The organism is Desulfosediminicola ganghwensis (assembly GCF_005116675.2).
In the GTDB taxonomy this organism is placed as follows: domain Bacteria; phylum Desulfobacterota; class Desulfobulbia; order Desulfobulbales; family Desulfocapsaceae; genus Desulfopila; species Desulfopila ganghwensis.
Genome location: NZ_CP050699.1, coordinates 2,566,139 through 2,586,268, shown reverse-complemented (window position 1 = coordinate 2,586,268; position 20,130 = coordinate 2,566,139). Strand labels below are relative to the sequence as shown.

The following is a 20,130-nucleotide window of genomic DNA, read 5'->3' as shown; positions in this document are numbered from 1 at the left end:
ATTTGACCAATAATAGGTCACACGATAACCATAAGACATAACACACAACACACTTACAAGACTAAGAAAATGCCAATGTTTTTTTCATTCATTCTTCTACACCACAATTGATAATATTGAACAAATCGGGGACATCCTCTCACAAGATTATGGCTGAACTCCTCATCTAATGATCTTTGCCTAAAGAGTGACGCAGGAGATCCTCAAGGCCTACATACTCAAGTGCGGACTCATGGGTCGCCATGAGATCAACAGATGGGGCGATTCCATGATCAAGGGCTTCTTTCCACCTCGAGGCACAAAGGCACCAGCGATCCCCAGGTTTCAATCCTTTAAAACCGAACATCGGTATCGGTGTGCTGAGGTCATTCCCCATATCCTTTGAAAAGCTGAGAAACTCCTCTGATACCACCACACACACGGCATGAACTCCAATATCCTCTTCTGTTACTTTGCAGTCTCCCTCTCGGCTAAAGCCTGTCAGAGGATCAAGGCTGCAGGTTTCGAGCGGTACCCCTAATACGTTCTTATGTGCTGTCATGGCAAATCCTTTCCGGGACAGGTTGGCAGGTGAATTTTGTCGCAGGTATCATCAGAGCAAAACTGCTGCATCTTCATTGTTATTCGCAATTTCAGATAGATGCTATGTATGTTTTGAGCTCAAGGCAAGTGAAAACAATTTAATTCCCCAGAAGGTTTGGTCGCTATTGCCTCTTTGGGCTGTGAAAATAATTTTACTCACATTAGTCGAAGATAGCCTCTTTTCATGGCCGGGTAGAGTCTATAAATTTAATTCTGTTATTGAACTGCACGACTCCTTCGCTGTATTGCTGAGGTTGTAATTGCAGAAATGCAGCACAAAGTGTCGTCAGGTTGCAGTGGAATAATGTTCTTGGCAGAGAACTCTTGTAAAAGAGGGTCGCCAATGTGCTGGCCTCTTGTCTCATGACTCGGTAACTTCCTACTCGTATTGTAATTGAGCCAGTGATGAGTTAGGGTTGTTGATGATTACTTATTGAAACTAATCAAAAAATAGACGGATATTTTCACAAAACGCATTCAGCTTTTGAAGCAGCCTATGAAAATTGCGGTGAACTACTTCTTTGCAATTCTGGCCCTGACCTATTATGGCGGTCAGGTCTGACCGTTCATGGCAACCTTGTCCCCCGTGCGGCTGGGGACGGTGATCGGTTTAGGTTTTTTGCCCCTGCTCCTAATCAGGGGGCCAATGGTAAAGCATTTCCTAGCTGGTGCAAGCCATATTCACCGACCAGCCAGGGCCTTTATCCTCGACTTCGGCATCTGCCTCGGGGCGGCACTTCTTACCAATCTCTACTTTCTTCTGGTGCTGGGTTTACCGATCTACAGCCTGCTCTCCCTTTTTATCGGTTGCTTCATCGCCGGTTTTTTTATCGGTCTTGATTCCTCCTTGGCTACAGAACGAAAGGGAATTCTGGAAGCCATGGAAGAAAACCAGGAGATCCCGATACCTACCAGATTTTTTTCGTTGAGCAGAAAATACGCTCTGGTGGCCGTAATCACCACCGTGCTGGTTGGGATAGTACTCGTGCTGGTATTTGTGCGTGATGTGGAGTGGCTCACAGAGACATCCAAGGATCCTGATGCTATCATGGATGCGAAACTGTCAGTTATCTATGAGATATTGTTTATTATTGGAGCATTGCTGATTCTGGTCACTAACCTGATCGTCTCCTACTCCAGAAACCTCAAGCTGCTGTTCAAAAACCAGACCAATGTCCTGGAGCAGGTGCAAAGAGGAGATCTCAGCCGCAAGGTGGCGGTGGCCACCAGAGATGAGTTCGGGGTGATTGCCGGCCATACCAACCATATGATCGACGGGCTCAGGCACCGCTTCGAGTTGATGAGCGCTCTGCGGCTCGCCGAGGAGGTGCAGCAAAACCTGTTGCCAGTGAAGAGCCCGTATCTTAAGGGATATGATATCAGCGGATTCTCTCTTTACTGTGATCAGACTGGGGGGGATTATTACGATTACTTCCTGCTCCCCGATGAGAAGTTTGGTGTCGCGGTGGCCGATGTATGCGGCCACGGTGTCGGGGCTGCGATGCTGATGACCAGCGTCCGGGCTTATATGGTCTCGGCTATCCAGACGTACACCAATCCCGCTGATCTACTTGCCACCGTTAACAAAAACCTTACCAAGGACTGTGCTATCAGTGGTGTTTTCACCACCATGTTCTTCCTGGAGATCGATCAAGCAAGCAAAGTTATACGATGGGTCCGGGCGGGGCACGAACCGGCTGTATATTACCGGAGAGAAACCGGCCAGTTCACAGAGCTGGGGGGCAAGGGGCTGGTACTCGGAGTGGATGCCGATTTCAGGTTTGAGAACCAGGTCGAGCAGAACCTCAGTGAAGGCGATATAGTAGTCATCGGCACTGACGGCATTCATGAAACCATGAACAGGCAAAACCTCCTGTTCGGTAAAAAACGGCTGCGGGAGCTGATTGAGCATAACTCGAGCAGATCAGCCAGGGAAATTCAGCAAGAGGTGGTTCTTGAGGTGGAACGGTTTCGTGACGGGCTTCCCCAGGAGGATGACATCACTCTGGTGGTCATAAAGATAGGATAGTCCGGCTGGCCTGCTGAGAATAAATCGGGGACATCCATGATAAGTATTGTCCCCTTTTTACTCCCCAGAGCTTTCTGCAACGGAGGTGGCTGGCACGAATTAACATTTTTTACCTTGCCATACAGTGTCCAGGCTATGCTATCAGTCGCATGAAAACGATACAGATACCGCAGCGGATCCTTGGGAAAAGAGCCCGAACTGAACCTTTGAGAAGTCGATGGCCAAACGGTAATCGGCCTGGAACCACCGCTCAGAATTGATTGAAAGCCGGGTCGATCAAGGCTCAAAACTGCTTATAATGAAGTTTATGAATTGTGGATCTCGACATCAGCGGGCTCTTGAGGGGCCCAGCCCTTCCCCTGCACGCCGGGTTGTTCATTCTGTCTGTCTCGCCCTGCTGGTGATGCTGCTTTTTTTTCTGGGGGGCTGTTCGCCGCTTAGTATGGTGAACACCATCGCCCCCGATGACGGCTTCGTCCTCGACGGGGCTATCGGCTATGGTCCGCTGGAACGCCAGAAACTCGATGTCTACTACCCCGAGGTCCGTACCCCCCAGAAACCGGTACTGGTCTTCTTTTACGGGGGCAGCTGGCTGCGCGGGGATCGGCAAAAATATCGGTTTGTCGGCCAGGCCCTGAGCTCACGCGGGTATGTGACCGTCATACCCGATTACAGGCTCTACCCGGAGGTGCAGTTCCCAGTCTTCATCGAAGACGGAGCAGCATCCGTGGCCTGGGTAAAGGACAATATCGCCGAATCGGCAAACGGCATCGTGCTGATCGGCCATTCGGCCGGGGCGCATCTGGCAGCGCTGCTGGCTCTCGATAACCGCTACCTGGAACAGGAGGGCATATCCGAGCGCACCATCAGCGGCATGATCGGACTGGCCGGGCCCTATGCCTTTGAACCTGAAAATTTTCGGCGCTTCAGAGCGATATTTGCCACGGCCCACCCCCCGGAAATCTCCAGACCGATAACCTATGCCCGCGGCGATGCGCCGCCGCTGCTTCTTTTGCACGGCACCGATGACAATGTGGTTCTGCCTCTTCACTCCCAGCTCCTGCAGGAGCGGGTGGATGATCAGAACGGCAGGGTGACGCGCCTCGAGCTTGAGGGTGTTGATCACTTCGACATCGTGCTGGGACTTTCCGAGCCGTTTACCCATCTGGCCCCCGGAGTCCTCCCCTGTCTTGAGCGGTTCATTCGGGAACAGACCTGAGCCGATTGAACCATTCAGCACCGCGGCGTGTACCTCTGACCTGCTGCACATCTCTGTCCGGCAGGATCTTTGTTGTACTTTTTGAGGCTACTTTGATGCTACTCTAAGGTAGGTAAACAACGCGTGATAAAATAGGTATGCCAGGTTTCTGCGTGATGAAAAGTGGTGTCATGAGGGTCTGAACCGGAGTCTGGTGGCTGCAACATCAGGAGGAAATGATGAAACGCATGATCCAGTTCGTCACAGCTGTTTTTATCTGTCTGATCAGTTTGAATCTCTATGGCGAGGACCTCAAGCTCAGCGATGAAACCGAAGATTGCCTGGGCTGCCACTCCGAGCTCCATCCGGGGCTGGTTTCGTCCTGGCAGGCCAGCCGGCACAGCAGGGTGTCTCCTGCCCAAGGGCTGACCAAACCGGATCTGGAGCGCCGCGTCTCTTCCCCCGACACCCCTGACGAGCTTCAGCGGGTGGTGGTGGGCTGCTACGAGTGTCACAGCCTCCGGACCGAGGAGCACAGCGACGCCTTCGAGCACAACGGCTACAGAATCAACGTGATCGTCAGCTCGGCCGACTGTGCCACCTGTCACAGCGTCGAGGCCGAGCAGTACGGCAGGAATATCATGGCACACGCCTACGGCAACCTGGTCGACAATACGCTCTACCAGGATTTCACCAAGGTGGTGAACAATCATTACACCTACGAGAAGGGGCAACTGACCATAGGCGAGGGCGACATGCTCACCGAATACGAGTCCTGCCTCTATTGTCACGGGACCAAAGTGGAAGTCAAGGGGCTCGTTACCCGGGATACCGACTATGGTGAACTCGAATTTCCCGACCTCGAGGGCTGGCCCAATCAGGGCGTCGGCCGCATAAACCCCGACGGCAGCCTGGGAGCCTGTTCATCCTGTCACACCAGGCACTCGTTTTCCATCGAAATCGCCCGAAAACCGTCAACCTGTTCGGAATGCCACAAAGGGCCCGACGTGCCGGCATATAAAGTCTACGAGGTCAGTAAACACGGCAATATCTACCAAGCGAAAATGAGCGACTTCAATTTTACCGAAGTTCCCTGGCGGGTGGGCACCGACTTCACTGCGCCCACCTGTGCAGCCTGCCATGCCAGCCTGCTGGTCTCGCCCGAGGGAGAGGTCATCGCCGAACGGACCCATCAGTACAACGATCGGCTCAGCTGGCGTCTTTTCGGTGTGCCGTATGCCCACCCGCACCCGATCGATGCGAACCTGGAAAAGGTTGTGAATTCACAAGGGCTGCCGCTGGCCGTGGAACTGAACGGTGAACCGGTTGCCGAATTCGTGCTCAGCAAAGAGCAGCAGCTGGAAAACAACAACAGGATGAAGGCGGTATGTCTCACCTGCCACTCCACCCAGTGGGTGGAAAACCACTTTAAGCGGCTCGACAACACGATACATACCACCAACCGCATGACCTATCAGGCAACCAAGATACTGAGCGATATTTGGGCCGGCGGTTTCGAGAAGGGGTTGCCCCAGGGCGAGAACATCTTCGATGAACAAACCGAGAGAATGTGGACGACCATCTGGCTCTTCTATGCCAATTCCAGCCGGTTCGCCTCAGCCATGGCCGGCGGCGGCGATTATGCCGTCTTTGCCAACGGACGCTACCAGACCACCGAACAGCTCAGAAAGCTGCTGGATCAACTGAAGCTGTATCGCGCCCTGGAGGAGAAAGAAGAGGTCGAAAAGTGAAGTGACCAGCCCATGAAGGCGGGCCGATATGGTGATCAGCGCCGGTAGGCGCTGATCAGGTCAACCTCGAGCCTGAATGGTCCAGCCTGTTTTTCAGAAATGAGAAAGCCGATCTGCTGGATCTTCCCTGGTGAGACTGGGTCCACGCCGCTCAACATGCGTCCTCTGAAGACAGGAACGCACTCGCTGAAAGGAACCTCCACCATCACCCACGTGTCGGCTTCAGTCTGGAACGTGTAGCGATAGGCTACGCCGTCGAAACTGGAGTCGAGCCGCAGCCTGAACTGATAGGTGTTGCCGTCGCCCCGGACACGCAGGACGATGCCGTCATAACCATCCAGTCTGTGGGGACGGGGCAGGGTGCGGGTCGAGGAGAACCCACCGTTGTTCTCCAGCGAGAGGGTTCCCCGGAACACAGCGGTGCCCGAGTCGGTTCTGATATTTTCACCCCGCGATAATCCGCCCATCACGCCGTCATTCACCACCCGCCAATCCTGCAGGTCAGCCGGATTTTCAAAGTCGAAAATAAATAGTAAATAGGAGACAGACCAGAATGGCGCTAGTTTAAGCCCTTTTTAGCAACATATTTACTCCTGTGTGGAATCTCTCTCATAATGGCCCTGGGCTTAGTCATTAGCTGGAATGGTTTTGGTCTTCGCTTTTTGCATCTCGGTTCGCTTCGCCCAGGGCGTATTGAGATTCTATTGCTTACCACTGCAGTCATGAGATCTTTGATAATTCGAAATCGTTCTTTGTTGGTGAGATTCTTACTGGTTAATCTTGGCTCCCAATTTCTGACTGCCTGAAGAGTTCCTTTAAAGCTAATTTCACGCAACTCACTATTTTGCTTGGATGCGGATTCATGCATCATTCTTCTCAGGCAATTATAAGCTATAAAATGCATGAGAACTTCTTTCCTTACCATTTCAGGAGTTCGGCAACGAAGTATGTCAAAACCCATTGTTGTTTTGATATCTCGGAAGAAGAGTTCAACCTCCCACCGCTTGAGATAGGCTGCTGCGAGTTCATCTTTTGAATAGACTTCCGAATCCAACAGAGTGGTAACTATATAAATTTCTTTCGATCTGAAACCAGGCTGATCTACACGAATTCGTATTTGTCGCAGAAAGATCTTTTGTGGGAGCGCTTGCCAGGTTTCTTTTGAATATGAGAGATTTTTGTTAAAAGTCGGTCTACTCCAGGCGATAAGCAAATCATCTGGACCCAATTCTTTGATGCAATTGGATTTAGTTGCAGGCTTTCTACGAGCAACAGCTACAATGCTATCTACCCCTTTATTAAGAAATTTTGTGAGATCGTAGTAACTGTAAAACCCTTTGTCAGCTAAGAAAATGTCTCCATTTTTGAACGTGGACCATTGCTTACGTAACAGCGGTAATTCATGATTTTTTTTATTCCCGATTTCATAGCTGAGTAAAGCTCCACTATTGAGTGAGAAGCATGCACAAATACGGGCTACAGGGAAACCACAACCTAATTTTTGCATCGCAGGTTGTGGCCAGCACTGCTGATTTTCTACGGTGTCTGGCATGCTGACACCTGTTCCATCGACAACAATGATACGGCGATGATTGAGAACGATATCAGTAGATTCTTGTTCCGCCCATGTTGTTGTATGAGTAAAAATGTCAAACAACATATTTTCACTCAATTTTTTCCTGGCGGTGCAGTATGAAGCAGAGGACGATGAAGGGATTTGGAGTGAATTTACAGACGCATACGATTGAAGTTTTCTGACAACCTCTTTACATCCTCCATCAGCATCTAATACTTGCCCGAAAAAAGCCCAGAATGTGTTTTCTTTAGTAAAGAATCGCTTCCGACTCATTGGCCCAGAAACGTCCTGCTTTAAGAGATGGGCAGGAAAATACCCATTAAAAATCTCCCCAATTTGCTTCAACGATTTTTGCTTAATTGAGTTGATTTTATCAGCTAGAACTTTTTGGGGGGAGTGAGGTCTACGACCTCGCCTTGGTAAGTAAAAACCTGGTAGTGTTGGTTTTGCAAGATGTGATTTTTCCATCTGCTATTATACCAAATCACATGTGTATTATCAGCAAGATAGAGCTAAAAAAGGGGCTTAAACTAGCGCCATTCGAGACAGACCACGTTTTAGGATTTGCTAATCCGTTTTCTAGGACGGCCTGGCCGGCCAGGGGTAACGCGACGACCAAGCATCGTTTCGATTTCCTCCTGAAAACAACTTGAGCCAAGGACAAAGTTCCCGTTGGTCGCTTTGCGAATTTTATCGATGTCGCCAGGCTCCAACTCATGACGGAATAACTCTCTGTAAGCCAATTGACGTTCCTGAGCATCCTGCCCCAGTTCTTTATAAATCTGGTGCTGCTTTATCAATTTGGACGAATCACCCTGCCCATTTACTCCATAACTGGACCACCTGTATTCAACAGGATTTTTGACCATTCCTGCACGCACTGGGTTCATCTCAATATAGCGCTGGCAAACAAGAAAATAGTTATTTTGTTGAATAACGCTTGATCTGAAGCGCCCTTCCCATAGCGTACCACTGCGTTTATACGTTCGATTAATATACTGCACATAACGCTGTCCCAGTAACTTCATGAGATTGCCAGCACTCTCTTTTCGCTTTAGCGTCAGCAAAAGGTGGACATGATTGCTCATCAGCACATAAGCGTGAATGGCACAACCCGACTGGCGAGCGTACTCATACAGCCAATCGAGATAAATAACATAATCTTCATCAGCGAAGAAGCAGGCTTGTCGATTATTGCCACGCTGTATGATATGAAGAGGCGTTCCGGGAAGTATGATTCGTGGTCTTCTTGGCATAAGTTATTTTTAACACATTCCGTGGATAAATCACGGATAAAAACGTGGTCTGTCCCCTATTTGCTTCTGAGGCAATTTCTCAACGAATTCGCATTGATTACCATGACGATCAGCAGATGCGTATCAGTCACGAGTCTATCTATCGCTGGATCTACCTGGAGGCCAACTCAGGTGGACAACTCCACCGTAACCTGAGAAGAGGACGAAAAAAACGGCGTAGGCAAAAACGGTATGGATCCGGCCGACGCTTTTCTGACCGGAAATGCATTACCCAAAGGCCACCAATCGTAGAAAGCCGTCAGCGCCTAGGCGACTGGGAAGGTGATACAATGGAAGGGCAAAAAAGCAGTGGGCTTATCGTCACGCTAGTTGAGCGTAAAAGTCGGTACTTAGTGGCAACGAAATTACAAGATAAACAGGCAGCTAGGTTAGCGAAGCAAACCACAAATGCATTGAGCCATATTCCCCGCAAAGCACGTAAGACGTTAACTGTTGATAACGGGACAGAGTTTGCCCAGTATAAGCTGCTGGAGAAAAATGCTTGTCTCGATGTGTATTTTGCCAAGCCACATGCACCTTGGCAACGTGGTGCTAATGAAAACACCAATGGGCTATTGCGGCAGTATTTTCCTAAAGGATCTGACTTCCGAAGCATTACTGAAGTTGAAATAGCAAAAGCCGTAAAGAGAATAAATCATCGGCCACGTAAATGTCTCAATTACCAGACTCCATATGAAGTGTTCTGGAAAGAGGTGCGTGGTGCACTTGCAATTTGAATTCACCTCACCAATGATTTTTTACGTGCTGAGCTTTAGGGGTAATCAGATTTACTCATAAGATAATAAAAGTAACAACAAGAGCAGACTAAAAACAAAAACTATCCATCCAATAAGTTTAAGACTTTTGGGTTCGGCTATTATCGCAGGACCAATCTTTGCCTGCAACCCGTACAAATAACTCAGAACATTGCTCCCAAGAATATGTAAAAGCCCCAAAGTCGCGAAAAAGACACTAGCACCAACCCATTTTCTTAAATCAATATCCTCAATATTACTCAAAAAAAATTTATCAATGACAAAATACAATATAGCCACCGATAAGATACATGTGGTTTCAATTAAAAATGTTTGTTTGGGCGAACCTGAGCCACTATTTTTTTTATTCGGTTGCAAACTCATAACCTATATATTGTTTTATCAATTTTTAAGATAAATTCCGACTACCCGGCATTGTAGGGCTTTTGGAATAGCTATCTGGCTTAATTTGGGACATGTATTCTTTAGGCCAATGTCGGGTAATCTCGGAATTTCTCAATAATATCTATTCACACCCTTCCTTCGCAGAGGGTTCTTCTTCAGATGAAACAGAACCGTAAACTAATGATGGGGGCCAAGAGTAACCCGCATGTCCTGACACACCTACCAAGTTCCCTTCTTTATCAAAATTAGCACCAACACCAATGTGCCTGGCACCAACGCCTGCCTCTGTAGTACCCTTTTCTCCAATAGTTACATCAACTGACCATCCAGCATGAGAAGTTGAATGACTATCAGTCATCCCAGAAGTTTGATCTATACTTGTTGTTGCAGTAGCTATGGTACCCGAAACACCGAATGTCGCCCTTGGAGTTTCCCCTCTCTCCGAAGCGTGACAAGATGTTATAGCTGTAGCTCCTTGCGGCTGGTCCTCAAAACTATGCAACCCCAACCAATCAATCCAATTAACCGGATCATTCCCCAAATACCCATACAAATTCACCCCACCAAACACCCCAATGGGATCCTTCGTGGTCCAAACCCCATTCACCGGATCATACTGCCTGAAGTGAAAATGATATGTCCCGTTCTCAACATCAAACCGTTTCCCTGTAAAACCATAAACATTATCAGACATATCACCCTGCAACAAACTACCATACACACTGTAACGATATCTACTCTCCAGTTGCCCGTTATGCTTGGAAATTGATGCCAGACTCCCCAGCGCATCATAGGTATAAAATATCTGCAACCCTTCAGGGCGATTCTGGTAAGCACCATTGTAGCCCTGCGAAACATTATACTCCTGCCTGGTGATTATCTGGCCATTAGCTCGATAATATGCGGTAATCTTCTGACTGTTTTGCCCGGAAACCTCCTGCAACACCTCCAACCCGTCATAGAGGTATGACGTGGTATCACCTTCTTGATCGACTTTGTATATCCGACGACTCAAGGCATCATATCCATATGCTGTTGATTCACCATCAGGATTATCCACCTGTGCCAGCATATCGTCATAGGTATAGGAGAAATAGGTCGCTCCTTCTCCTGTGGTTTCACTTATACGATTTCCATTGGCGTCATAACTGAACAGCGTCTCACCCGCCCGCACCATCTGGTTTGCGGCATTATGTTGATAGCTGATCGTTTCAACATCATTAGTCATACTCAGGCGATTACCGGCCGGATCGTACAGAAAGCTTTCGAAAGTAAGATATTCTTCACTAGTTTGACCGATTTTCTTGCCCTTACCTTTTTCTGAACCAGCATTTTTGGGACCCGCAATTACAATGCCTTCACGCAGCGGATAATTGACTTTGGTCAACTGGTAAATATTGTCATACTCATAGGTTGTAACACCAGCATCCTCTTCCTGAACTGATGTTCTGTTACCTACCGCATCATGCGTGTATGCAAAGGACGATATTACCCCATTTTTTCTGCTGTATGATTCTATGCGCACCAGACGGTTTTCATCGTCATATACCTTTTCGGTAGTGACACCATTCGGCATTGTCTTGGAAACAACACGCCCCATGGAGTCATACTGATAGGTTGTTTTCTTGCCTTCGGGATCAATAAAACTGGTGAGACGATTATTTACATCATACCTATACTGCATAACACCGTTGTCCGGGTCTACCATGCGAACCCGATTACCGAGAATGTCGTACTCATAGTCGATCTGGCCGTTATATGCGTCAGATGTAAGCAGGAGACGGCCAAGCGGATCATACTCTCGTACTTCTTCGGTCTCCTGGTTGGCAATATAGGTCATATTGCCAACTCCATCGTAACCGTACTCTTTAGTGGTACCATCCGGGTAACTCACCTGCATAAGGCGACTGCGTGCATCGTAACTGTTATTGATAGCGCTGCCGTCAGGTTTCACCTTTGAGATAACATTGCCAACACCATCATACTGATAAGCGGTAACATTACCGATGGCATCGGTTTCATAAACGAGCCTATCACGACTGTCATATTCATAGTTGATCGGGTTACCGTTGGCATCTATCAGTTCAAGCAGATTGCCGACTGCATCGTAGACGGAGGTTATTGTATTGCCTTCCGCATCATTGGTGGAGACTTTACGCCCTAGGGAATCATAGACATAGGATGTGGTATTGCCATTAGCATCATTAACAGCGATTTTCTGTTTCTTGTCATCGTAGAAATAGAGGGTTTCCCTGTTGCTAGGAAGAGTGGTTTCTGCAACTAAATTTTCCCTGCTGTCATATGCGTAGGCAACACCAGTACCGTTGGGATATGTCAGCATGCTTAATTTTTCACTCTCATCATACTCGCGGTATTCGCTATACCCCATCGGGTCCGTGATCTGAGCAAGATTACCTCGGGCAGTATACGAATAGAGATAGCTTTGCCCTTTGGCATTGGTTCTCTTGATTATTTTCCTGCGCGAATCATATTCAATGAGGGTTTCAGCTCCAAGCGGATCAACAGCCCTCACTACCTTTCCTACGGGATTGTACTGATACTGAGTGGTATTACCGTTTTCATCAGTTGCCGATGTAATGCGGCCCAAGATATCAGCCATCAATGATTTTGCCGTTCCATCAGGATTTCTAACATCACTGAGCTGGCCATACATATCATAAAATAATTCGGTTGGATTACCGTTTTCATCAATGACACTGACTGGTAGCCCCTGAGCGTCATAAACAATTGAGCGAGTGGCCCCGTCTGGATGCGTGATAGTGGTCAGATTACCATGAATATCGTAATCAAAATAACGAGTCCTACCCAGCGGATCGGTAACGGAAGCTACTTTATTAAACTTCTGCTCATAAGTAATGTTGGTGACACCGCCCAAACCATCTGTCACTGAAATTACATCATTGAACTCGTTATAGGTCAGGTAGGTAGTTATGCCGTTTTCATCAGTTTTTGAGGAAACATTGTTCCTTTCATCATAAGTAAAAAAGATCGTTGCGCCATCTGGCTGGACAAGTCGCTCAAGTCGGTGAGCATCGTTATAATAAAAATACCGCTGATTGCCTTTTCTGTCTGTTTCGACGGTTACTTGATTGTCCGGATCATAGTCATACGATATTACATACCCGGCCTTATCGATTTCCTGGACTACTCGGCCATTTTCATCATATGCGTATTGATAGACATTTCCTTGCGGATCTGCGCGTGAGATCAAACGATTGTTCTCATCATAGCCATACTTCCATACATAGCCCAGAGGATCGATGTAACGTGTTAACAGATCATTTTCATAGGCATACGCGTATAAGTTACCCTGCGGATCAACAATCTGCTGAATATGGTCATTGCGGTTATATGTAGCAACAGTTTTCCTACCAACAGGATCTGTAATAGTAAAGCTGTCTCCTATACGTTCAAAATGGGTGGTGTTACCGTTGGTATCAACCATTGATGCCAACTCGGTTACCCCAGTGCCGGTCTTTGCGTAAAAAGTTTCGTATCCATGTTGGGTAATAAGAGAATAACCATTTGGCTTATGATAAACAGTCGAAGTATAGCTGCTGTTGTCAGATACAGGTAGATAAACGCCCTCTTCCTGCTCCTGAAACAGGACCGGAGTACTGTCCGCCTCAATGACCTTAACAAAGCCTCTACCGAAATAGACCGAAGGGTCTGTCGGGTAAGGGTCATTGGGAAAGAGTTTTTCTTCAAGGCGAGCCTCTGCTTCAGCCTCTACCGCATGGGCTGCAATTCTTGCAGCCGCATGGTCTACAAGAATCTTTTTTTGAGTTATCTGCTCAACAAGATCAGAACTCTCCTGAAATGCCTGCTCCGTAGCTGCAACTTCTTGTTCTGCTGTTTCAACGGCCTCTGCAGCTCTCACCGCATCAGCCAATGCCAAATCAGATTCAAGCTGAGTCTCAGCTGCGATGGCTCTGGCACTCGCCGCACTGGCCCGGCCTTTACTTGTACCTCTTGATGCGGCGGCTGTTGCGGCATCAGCTGCAGCCTGAGCAATTGCACTTTTCTCTTCAATTATTTGTGCCAGAGCAGCAATCTTCGCTTCTAACTCTTTTACTTTTGATGCGTGGAGATGAGCATCGGCAACAGACACCTCTATGGACTGAAGAAGAAGAGAACTAGATTCGAGTTTTTCGTTAACCAGGGCCTGCAGCTCTATCGTCTCTTCATTCAGATTTGCAGTAAGGATCTCTCTGTCTTTGATAAATGGTTTTCTGCCGACCACGAGCTTTGTATCATAATTAAAAGCCCACCCAAGGCCAAACGAAGATTCTTTTTCGTTGAGGTTACTACGATAGGTTCTTTGAACAAGAATTTGCTCGTTTAAAGCTTTATAAGAAAAATCTATTGTTCTAAAACATTCTATACCACTTGCAACAACCACAGGGCAATTTACTTGGGGACCCTGAGTAGCAGTGTTATCTTTCTCCGCTGCTGCGTTGGTTCCCGCCGCTGCCTCTGCTTGTTGTTCTTCTAATCCTTCGGCACTGTTAACATTGTTATTAGCGTTTCCTAGTGCATTTCCACTATCATCGTTGTTTCTACTTACGGAATCCCGTGCCTGAGCTGCATCTGAATAGCTTCTACTAGTTGCACGAGCTGCACTTTCTAACTCGTTTCGGGCACTATCCATCTCTGCGCGAGCACTCTCTGCTGCATCTTGGGCCGCGTTAGCTGCAGCGTTGTGGCTTGCCGCCTCGGAATCTGCCTCTTCCTGTGGTGAAGGACCATCATCACCTCCATCACAACCATGAGAACCACCTTGGCATTCACCTCCGCCACCTGGGTCATCGGAACCTTCTTCTGCATAAGAAAGAGAAACAAAAGATAGAGCAACACCAATGCACACAAGAATAATTACAAGCCAACGCTTCATCAAAAATCCCCCCAGATTTTTCAGCAGCCTATGAATATATGCATCATTCAATGAAAACCATTTCAAATTGCACTGTACATCCCGCCACTTCCTCAAAGGAGGAATCAAACCTTAACACACTGATTTGTCAACATATTAACTATGTGAAAAGTTAGGTGAAATCAAATACCTAACACACATAATGATAGACTGAAATATCAATCGACAATGGGGAAACACTGGAATATCAGACCTGAAATACAAATTTTACCTTATATTTCATCAGATATTTCACTCCCTATTTTAGCAAAAAATATTATTTTTACCCCAGAACAACAAAAGATTAAAAAGGCACAATGTAGTATCATATAAAACATTTCGATATACACCAAACAACCATGAAAATACATTATTAAATACTTTATTTATATTCTAATCAGTTATTTCAAATATTAACTCTACCGCGCATAACCAACGTATGTAAAATCGCCCCTTAATTCATTGGTGAATAAAATAAAATCCTACGGCTTTCTAGGAATTGACATTATGGGAAAGGCAATGGTCGAGAATTTACACAAGGCCGGCTTTTCAGGGAGTGAATGGAACAGGACGGAATCGAGTCAAACACCTCTTGTCAGTCAGGGTGCACTTGCAATTTGAATTCACCTCCAGACTACACCGTCCGCTGGAAAGCCTTAGAAGGAACCTGGCCAGGCATAATCGCCAACCTCTTCGAAGCCGTCATGACAGCAGGCGAACAACACCTTATCACCTGCTTCACCTGCTTCACCTGCAGGAAACCAAAGAACTCGAACTCAAATCCTGCCAAAGCATCCAAGCCCTCGAACAAGACCCAACCACCTTCGGCCAATAATAACCTCATCCAGAGTTCGAAAATTCTCCCCCCTGCAACACTTTCTCAACTTACCTGCGGCATTACAGGTAATTGCATGTAAAAGTTGGCCAAAGGTTACCCTGTACACACCTCAAACAAAAACAGCCCATTAGCGCAATCGCTAAGCTCCTGTCATATCTGGTACGCCCGACAGGATTCGAACCTGCTACCTCTGGCTTAGAAGGCCGTTCATCAACTTACAGCAAATGTTAAAGAAACTAATTGCACATCTTTAACCATGGCTTACCCTATATTTTGTTAAGTATACATCTGGAATTCCACAACAGTATCCACGCGAACGCCACATAATTTCATGAACACTTTTGGAGATACACCTCATGACAACCTACGGCTTTCTAGGAATCGGCATTATGGGAAAAGCAATGGTCGAGAATTTACTCAAGGCCGGCTTTGCAGTGAATGTATGGAACAGGACAGGATCGAGATGCGCCCCGCTTGTCGGTCAGGGTGCGGTGCAGTATCAGACCCCCGCAGAAGTCGTTGCTGCCTCTGATATCACCTTTGCCATGGTGTCGGACCCGGCAGCGGCAGAAGCGCTCTGTTTTGACGCAGGAGGAGTATTGGCAGGTATCACTGCCGGTAAATCGTATGTGGATGTATCTACAGTCGATCCGGAGACTTCAGGCAAGATTGCCAAGGCAATACAGGATAAAGGCGGCCGGTTTTTAGAAGCACCGGTCTCCGGCAGTAAGAAGCCAGCCGAAGACGGCACCCTGGTTTTCTTATGTTCCGGCGATAAAGCCCTTTTTGACGATGCCCAGCCGGCGCTTGATGTGATGGGTAAAAAATCATTTTATTTCGATCAAATCGGCCAGGGCGCGCAGATGAAGCTGGTGATCAACATGATCATGGGTTCGATGATGACCGCCTTTGGTGAAGGTTTGGCTCTGGGTGATAAGGTTGGGCTTGAAATGAGCGACATTATCGATGTGCTGGCCCAGGGAGCCATCAACAACCCGATGTTTCAGTTGAAAGGTCCCCAGATGGCCAATGGCAACTTCAGTCCGGCCTTTCCGCTGAAACATATGCAAAAAGATATGCGTTTGGCGCTGCTGCTTGGTGACGAGCATGACCAACCACTGTTTACCGCCAGTGCCGCTAACAGCATCTATATAAAAGCCAGGCAGAAAGGGTATGCTGAGGAAGACTTCTCTGCATCTTTTAAGGTAATCAAGAAAGATTGACAACAATTGGGAACAGAACTGTACCTAAGAAGAAGCCTTCGGCGGTAACAACCGGAATTTTACCACCACGGTTATGTCAGGGTATTGCCTTTTCACCAAGCAAATAGGCAAAGCATCAGCAGAAAATTACGCGGAGCAATGTGGCTGATATCGTAGTCTCACTTCGTTCACACACCTGAGGTCATTACCCTCTTTCAATAAAAAAGAGCTAGACCGGTGCATGAGCGAAGCAGGACTATGCAAAAAAGAACATAATCCACCCTCTTTTAGGCTACCAGCTCTTCCTGCTCCTCGTCAGGCAGATCAGCAGCAGCCGGACCTGCTCCCGCTGCTTCCTGCTCTAGCAGCTGATCTAATAGACGTGCTATCTCATTCACAGCTTCACCGGTGGTGGTTGTCGCCACGGAAGCGAGCCTTCTCAGGCTGGCAAGGTCGCCATCTTCACCCATTTTTTCCATAGTTCGCATGATTTGAAAGAGAGGCTCAGCCCCCAAATTCATTGCTGCTCCTTTCATTTTGTGTGCCTGCTTGCTGATCTGGCCAGCATCACCCTCTTCCATTACTACTTTAAATTCGTCCAATTGTTTTGGGAGTTCCCGCAAAGATTCACGCAATACCAGTTGAATGAGTTCCTGGTCATCCATCAATCGGGTAAACAGTTCCTCATGATTTATAATCAATGGTTCTTTCCTCGAAACTGTCGAATGGATGGTTTGCGCCTGCTGTTCAACTGGGGTCGATACCATTTCCGGAAAGGCTGTTTCAAGCTCGTGTTCGAGTTCCCCTGCATCCAACGGCTTAACCAGATAGCCATTCATGCCTGCCGCGATACATCGTTCCCTGTCTCCCTGCATCGCATGAGCGGTCAAGGCAATTATGGGTATTTCACAGTTGAGCACACCATGAGTGCCGTTGCGGATAATTCTGGTGGTTTCGAAACCATCCAGTTCCGGCATGGATAAATCCATCAGCACCAGATCATATGTTTTTGCCGCCTGCATCTCCAGGGCCTGCTTACCGTTCATTGCAACTTCAACCTGCCGATAGCCGATTTTATTCAGGATACCAACGGTCACCTGAACATTGATATTGTTATCTTCAACCAGAAGGATTCGGTCCAATTTGCCGCCACCTTTTTTCCCACCCATGTTTACCGCCTCTGGAGCATCCGCTACCGGCCCCTGCTCCTTCCCATTCAGCACCCTCACAACACGTTTCAGGTCTGCCTGCTTAACAGGATTGAACATCTTTCCTGAAATTTGGTCATCCAGCTCCCTCTCAACCGATTTCACGGAATCTATGAGAAATATAGAGTTCAATTCCTTTGCACCATTTTTCCCAAAAACCTCCGCCAGCGAGAACTTTTCAGCAAAATAGAACTCCGCCTCTATAAAAAGAACTACAGGAGTTTCCCGATCAGATGCCGCCTTCAATGATGAACCAGACCCGGGGACATATCGCTCAATTTCGGCACCATGGCCCGAAAAATATCCCGCCAGCATCGAATACAGTGAATCATTTGCCACACCGACCACAATACGATGTCCATTCAGGCTGTAAACCGCAGTCTTTTGTGCCTCTGACTGCTGCGCCTTCAGTTTCAGCATAAAACTGAATTCACTGCCTTTACCAACCTCACTTTTAACGCTGATATTTCCGCCGAGCAACTCCACCAGCTGCTTTGAAATTGCCAGACCAAGCCCGGTGCCACCATACTTGCGGGTATACGATCCATCCAGTTGGGCAAAACTCTCAAAAAGCTTCTCCTGCTGTGCTTCGGCAATGCCGATACCGGTATCCCTGACCAGAAAGCTGATGACGGCATCATCACCAATCCGGCTCACCATCTCAACTACCACCGCCACTTCTCCCCGCTCGGTAAACTTGATGGCATTTCCGGCCAGGTTGAGCAGAATCTGCTGGAGCCGGTCTTTATCAGAGATGACCGTAACAGGCACATTGGGGTTTACCTCGAAGATCAATTCGAGATTTTTTTGTTCCGCATCAATCCGCAACAGATCTATGCAACTATCAGCCAGCGCGCGGGGGGCAAACTCTCTCTTTTGCAAATCAAGTTTACCTGCCTCGATCTTGGAATAGTCAAGGATGTCATTGATAACCCGCAGCAAAGAGTTGCCACTCGCCTCAATGGTTTCTACAAATACGTTTTGCCTGGCATCGAGATGAGTGTCTTTCAGCAAAGTGGTCATACCGATCACGCCATTCATAGGCGTACGTATTTCGTGGCTCATGTTAGCCAGAAACTGACTCTTGGCCCTGCTGGCAAGTTCCGCCTCTTCGCGCGCGCGAACAAGCTCGGTGATATCAGACATGATGCCGACGATCCCCATGACCTCACCGGTCGGCCCTGTGAGAGCAGCTTTGGAAAACGTTACATCCCGAAGCTCTCCGTCCCCACGCATGATATGGCGCTGATAGCTCTGGGTTCCGCCTTTCGCATACAGATCGCGGTCCATAGCTCTTGTGTACGCCTCATAACCCGTGGTGTTAATATCAGCCGCTGTTTTGCCGATAATGGCCTCTCTGGTCTTCCCCATAAACTCTTCAAAGGCCAAGTTGCAACCGACGTATCTCCCCTTGAGATCTTTATAAAATAGCGGATTGGGAATGGTCTCCATAACCGTCATCAGCAGATCCCATTGCTCACGCAGTTTTTCCCTGGCCTGTTCAGCCTGATCCTTTGCCGACTGCAGTTCATCGGTACGATCCCGCACCAGATCAGCCAGGTGCAGTTGGTGCCGGTCAAGCTCTACACGGCTGCTTAACAGTCTTCTCGACATATTATTGAACGACTTTCCGATGTTGCAGATTTCGTCATTGCCCAGCAGGGGGACAGTTTTACCAAGATCACCGTCTGCCACCCGCCGAATACCTTCGCCCAGATATTCTAATGGCCTGATAATTGAGTTGAACAAGAACAGGTTCAAAAGCAGGATAACTCCGCCCAGCCCCAATAGAAACAGCCCTCCGAAGATAAACATCATGCGAAAATTTTCACTCTTGATATCGGTGAGATCGTAGTAGATAGCAAGGTAACCAGCCCGTTCACCAATCACATCTATCGCACCGAGAAAACCTGCCATATGCTGATCATCTACATCATATTCCATAAAGGCGGTAGTGCTGCCTGACGCCAGACGACTCAACTCATCCGGAGGACCTTGATTTTTACCTGTGCAATATTGCACCGCCCCTTCACCGAGATAAATACAGACATTATCTATCTCCTCGACCGTTTTACTGATCTCCTGAATAGTCAGCACCATTATCAGGTGCTGATCTGAGAAGAAGGCATTGGCAAAATCGTCTTTTCGCTGTTGATATATAGTCTCCAGCAATACTTGAACTCGCCCGATCTGATCTTTTGTTCTTCTCCCCTCAAGCGGATAGACAAAAGCCAGGAAGACCAATGCAATAGCCAGCATAGTCGAGATCATTGCCAGGTTGATTTTAAGTGGCAACCTCAGTGAAATTGTCGGTTTCCTCATATCCTCACATGCAATAAAAGAATCCAGTCCCCGGGA

General features: G+C 47.7%; 13 protein-coding genes. 6 read left to right on the top strand and 7 right to left on the bottom strand.

Annotated elements, in window-relative coordinates:
* Positions 1–166 precede the first annotated feature (166 nt).
* On the bottom strand, positions 167–541 hold the full coding sequence (locus FCL45_RS10995) for a DUF2237 family protein (protein WP_136799351.1): 375 nt from the start codon (positions 539–541) through the stop codon (positions 167–169).
* A gap of 609 nt (positions 542–1,150) precedes the next feature.
* Here FCL45_RS10995 and FCL45_RS10990 point away from each other — a divergent pair.
* The 3 genes from FCL45_RS10990 to FCL45_RS10980 all read left to right on the top strand — a co-directional run bounded on the left by FCL45_RS10990 (position 1,151) and on the right by FCL45_RS10980 (position 5,560).
* Positions 1,151–2,611, top strand: coding sequence for a SpoIIE family protein phosphatase (locus FCL45_RS10990; protein ID WP_136799352.1), 1,461 nt, complete (start codon positions 1,151–1,153; stop codon positions 2,609–2,611).
* Positions 2,612–2,918: 307 nt separating this feature from the next.
* Positions 2,919–3,830: an alpha/beta hydrolase gene (locus FCL45_RS10985; RefSeq protein ID WP_167495882.1), complete on the top strand. Its 912-nt coding sequence runs from the start codon at positions 2,919–2,921 to the stop codon at positions 3,828–3,830.
* A 215-nt stretch (positions 3,831–4,045) separates the two neighbouring features.
* Positions 4,046–5,560: a multiheme c-type cytochrome gene (locus tag FCL45_RS10980; protein WP_136799354.1), complete on the top strand. Its 1,515-nt coding sequence runs from the start codon at positions 4,046–4,048 to the stop codon at positions 5,558–5,560.
* Between the two features lie 35 nt (positions 5,561–5,595).
* On the opposite strand, the gene FCL45_RS10975 is transcribed toward FCL45_RS10980, so the two are convergent.
* The 3 genes from FCL45_RS10975 to FCL45_RS10965 form a co-directional block, all read right to left on the bottom strand.
* Complete coding sequence (locus tag FCL45_RS10975) at positions 5,596–6,087, bottom strand: CIA30 family protein (RefSeq protein ID WP_136799355.1); 492 nt, start codon at positions 6,085–6,087, stop codon at positions 5,596–5,598.
* Positions 6,088–6,119: 32 nt separating this feature from the next.
* The gene (locus tag FCL45_RS10970; RefSeq protein WP_136799356.1) at positions 6,120–7,604 is read right to left on the bottom strand and encodes an IS4 family transposase; all 1,485 of its coding nucleotides are present in this window, start codon (positions 7,602–7,604) and stop codon (positions 6,120–6,122) included.
* A gap of 89 nt (positions 7,605–7,693) precedes the next feature.
* A complete protein-coding gene (locus FCL45_RS10965) occupies positions 7,694–8,392 on the bottom strand; it encodes a transposase (RefSeq protein ID WP_136799357.1) in 699 nt (232 codons plus the stop codon).
* Positions 8,393–8,436: 44 nt separating this feature from the next.
* Between FCL45_RS10965 and FCL45_RS10960 the strand changes: the two genes are divergently transcribed.
* Positions 8,437–9,168, top strand: a complete 732-nt coding sequence (locus FCL45_RS10960) for an IS30 family transposase (RefSeq protein ID WP_167495883.1) — start codon at positions 8,437–8,439, stop codon at positions 9,166–9,168.
* A gap of 51 nt (positions 9,169–9,219) precedes the next feature.
* On the opposite strand, the gene FCL45_RS10955 is transcribed toward FCL45_RS10960, so the two are convergent.
* Both FCL45_RS10955 and FCL45_RS10950 read right to left on the bottom strand, forming a co-directional pair.
* Positions 9,220–9,564 (bottom strand): hypothetical protein, encoded by a 345-nt coding sequence (locus FCL45_RS10955; protein ID WP_136799359.1) that lies wholly within the window; start codon positions 9,562–9,564, stop codon positions 9,220–9,222.
* A 148-nt stretch (positions 9,565–9,712) separates the two neighbouring features.
* On the bottom strand, positions 9,713–14,572 hold the full coding sequence (locus tag FCL45_RS10950) for an RHS repeat-associated core domain-containing protein (protein ID WP_136799360.1): 4,860 nt from the start codon (positions 14,570–14,572) through the stop codon (positions 9,713–9,715).
* A 417-nt stretch (positions 14,573–14,989) separates the two neighbouring features.
* Here FCL45_RS10950 and FCL45_RS25265 point away from each other — a divergent pair, with 417 nt between their 5' ends.
* Positions 14,990–15,145 carry an NAD(P)-binding domain-containing protein gene (locus FCL45_RS25265; RefSeq protein ID WP_228721478.1) on the top strand — a complete coding sequence of 52 codons (156 nt, stop codon included), beginning with the start codon at positions 14,990–14,992 and terminating at the stop codon, positions 15,143–15,145.
* A 573-nt stretch (positions 15,146–15,718) separates the two neighbouring features.
* Positions 15,719–16,585, top strand: coding sequence for an NAD(P)-dependent oxidoreductase (locus tag FCL45_RS10940; RefSeq protein ID WP_136799361.1), 867 nt, complete (start codon positions 15,719–15,721; stop codon positions 16,583–16,585).
* 266 nt (positions 16,586–16,851) lie between these two features.
* Here the strand turns inward: FCL45_RS10940 and FCL45_RS10935 are convergent, their stop codons facing one another.
* On the bottom strand, positions 16,852–20,094 hold the full coding sequence (locus tag FCL45_RS10935; RefSeq protein WP_136799362.1) for an ATP-binding protein: 3,243 nt from the start codon (positions 20,092–20,094) through the stop codon (positions 16,852–16,854).
* Positions 20,095–20,130 lie beyond the last annotated feature (36 nt).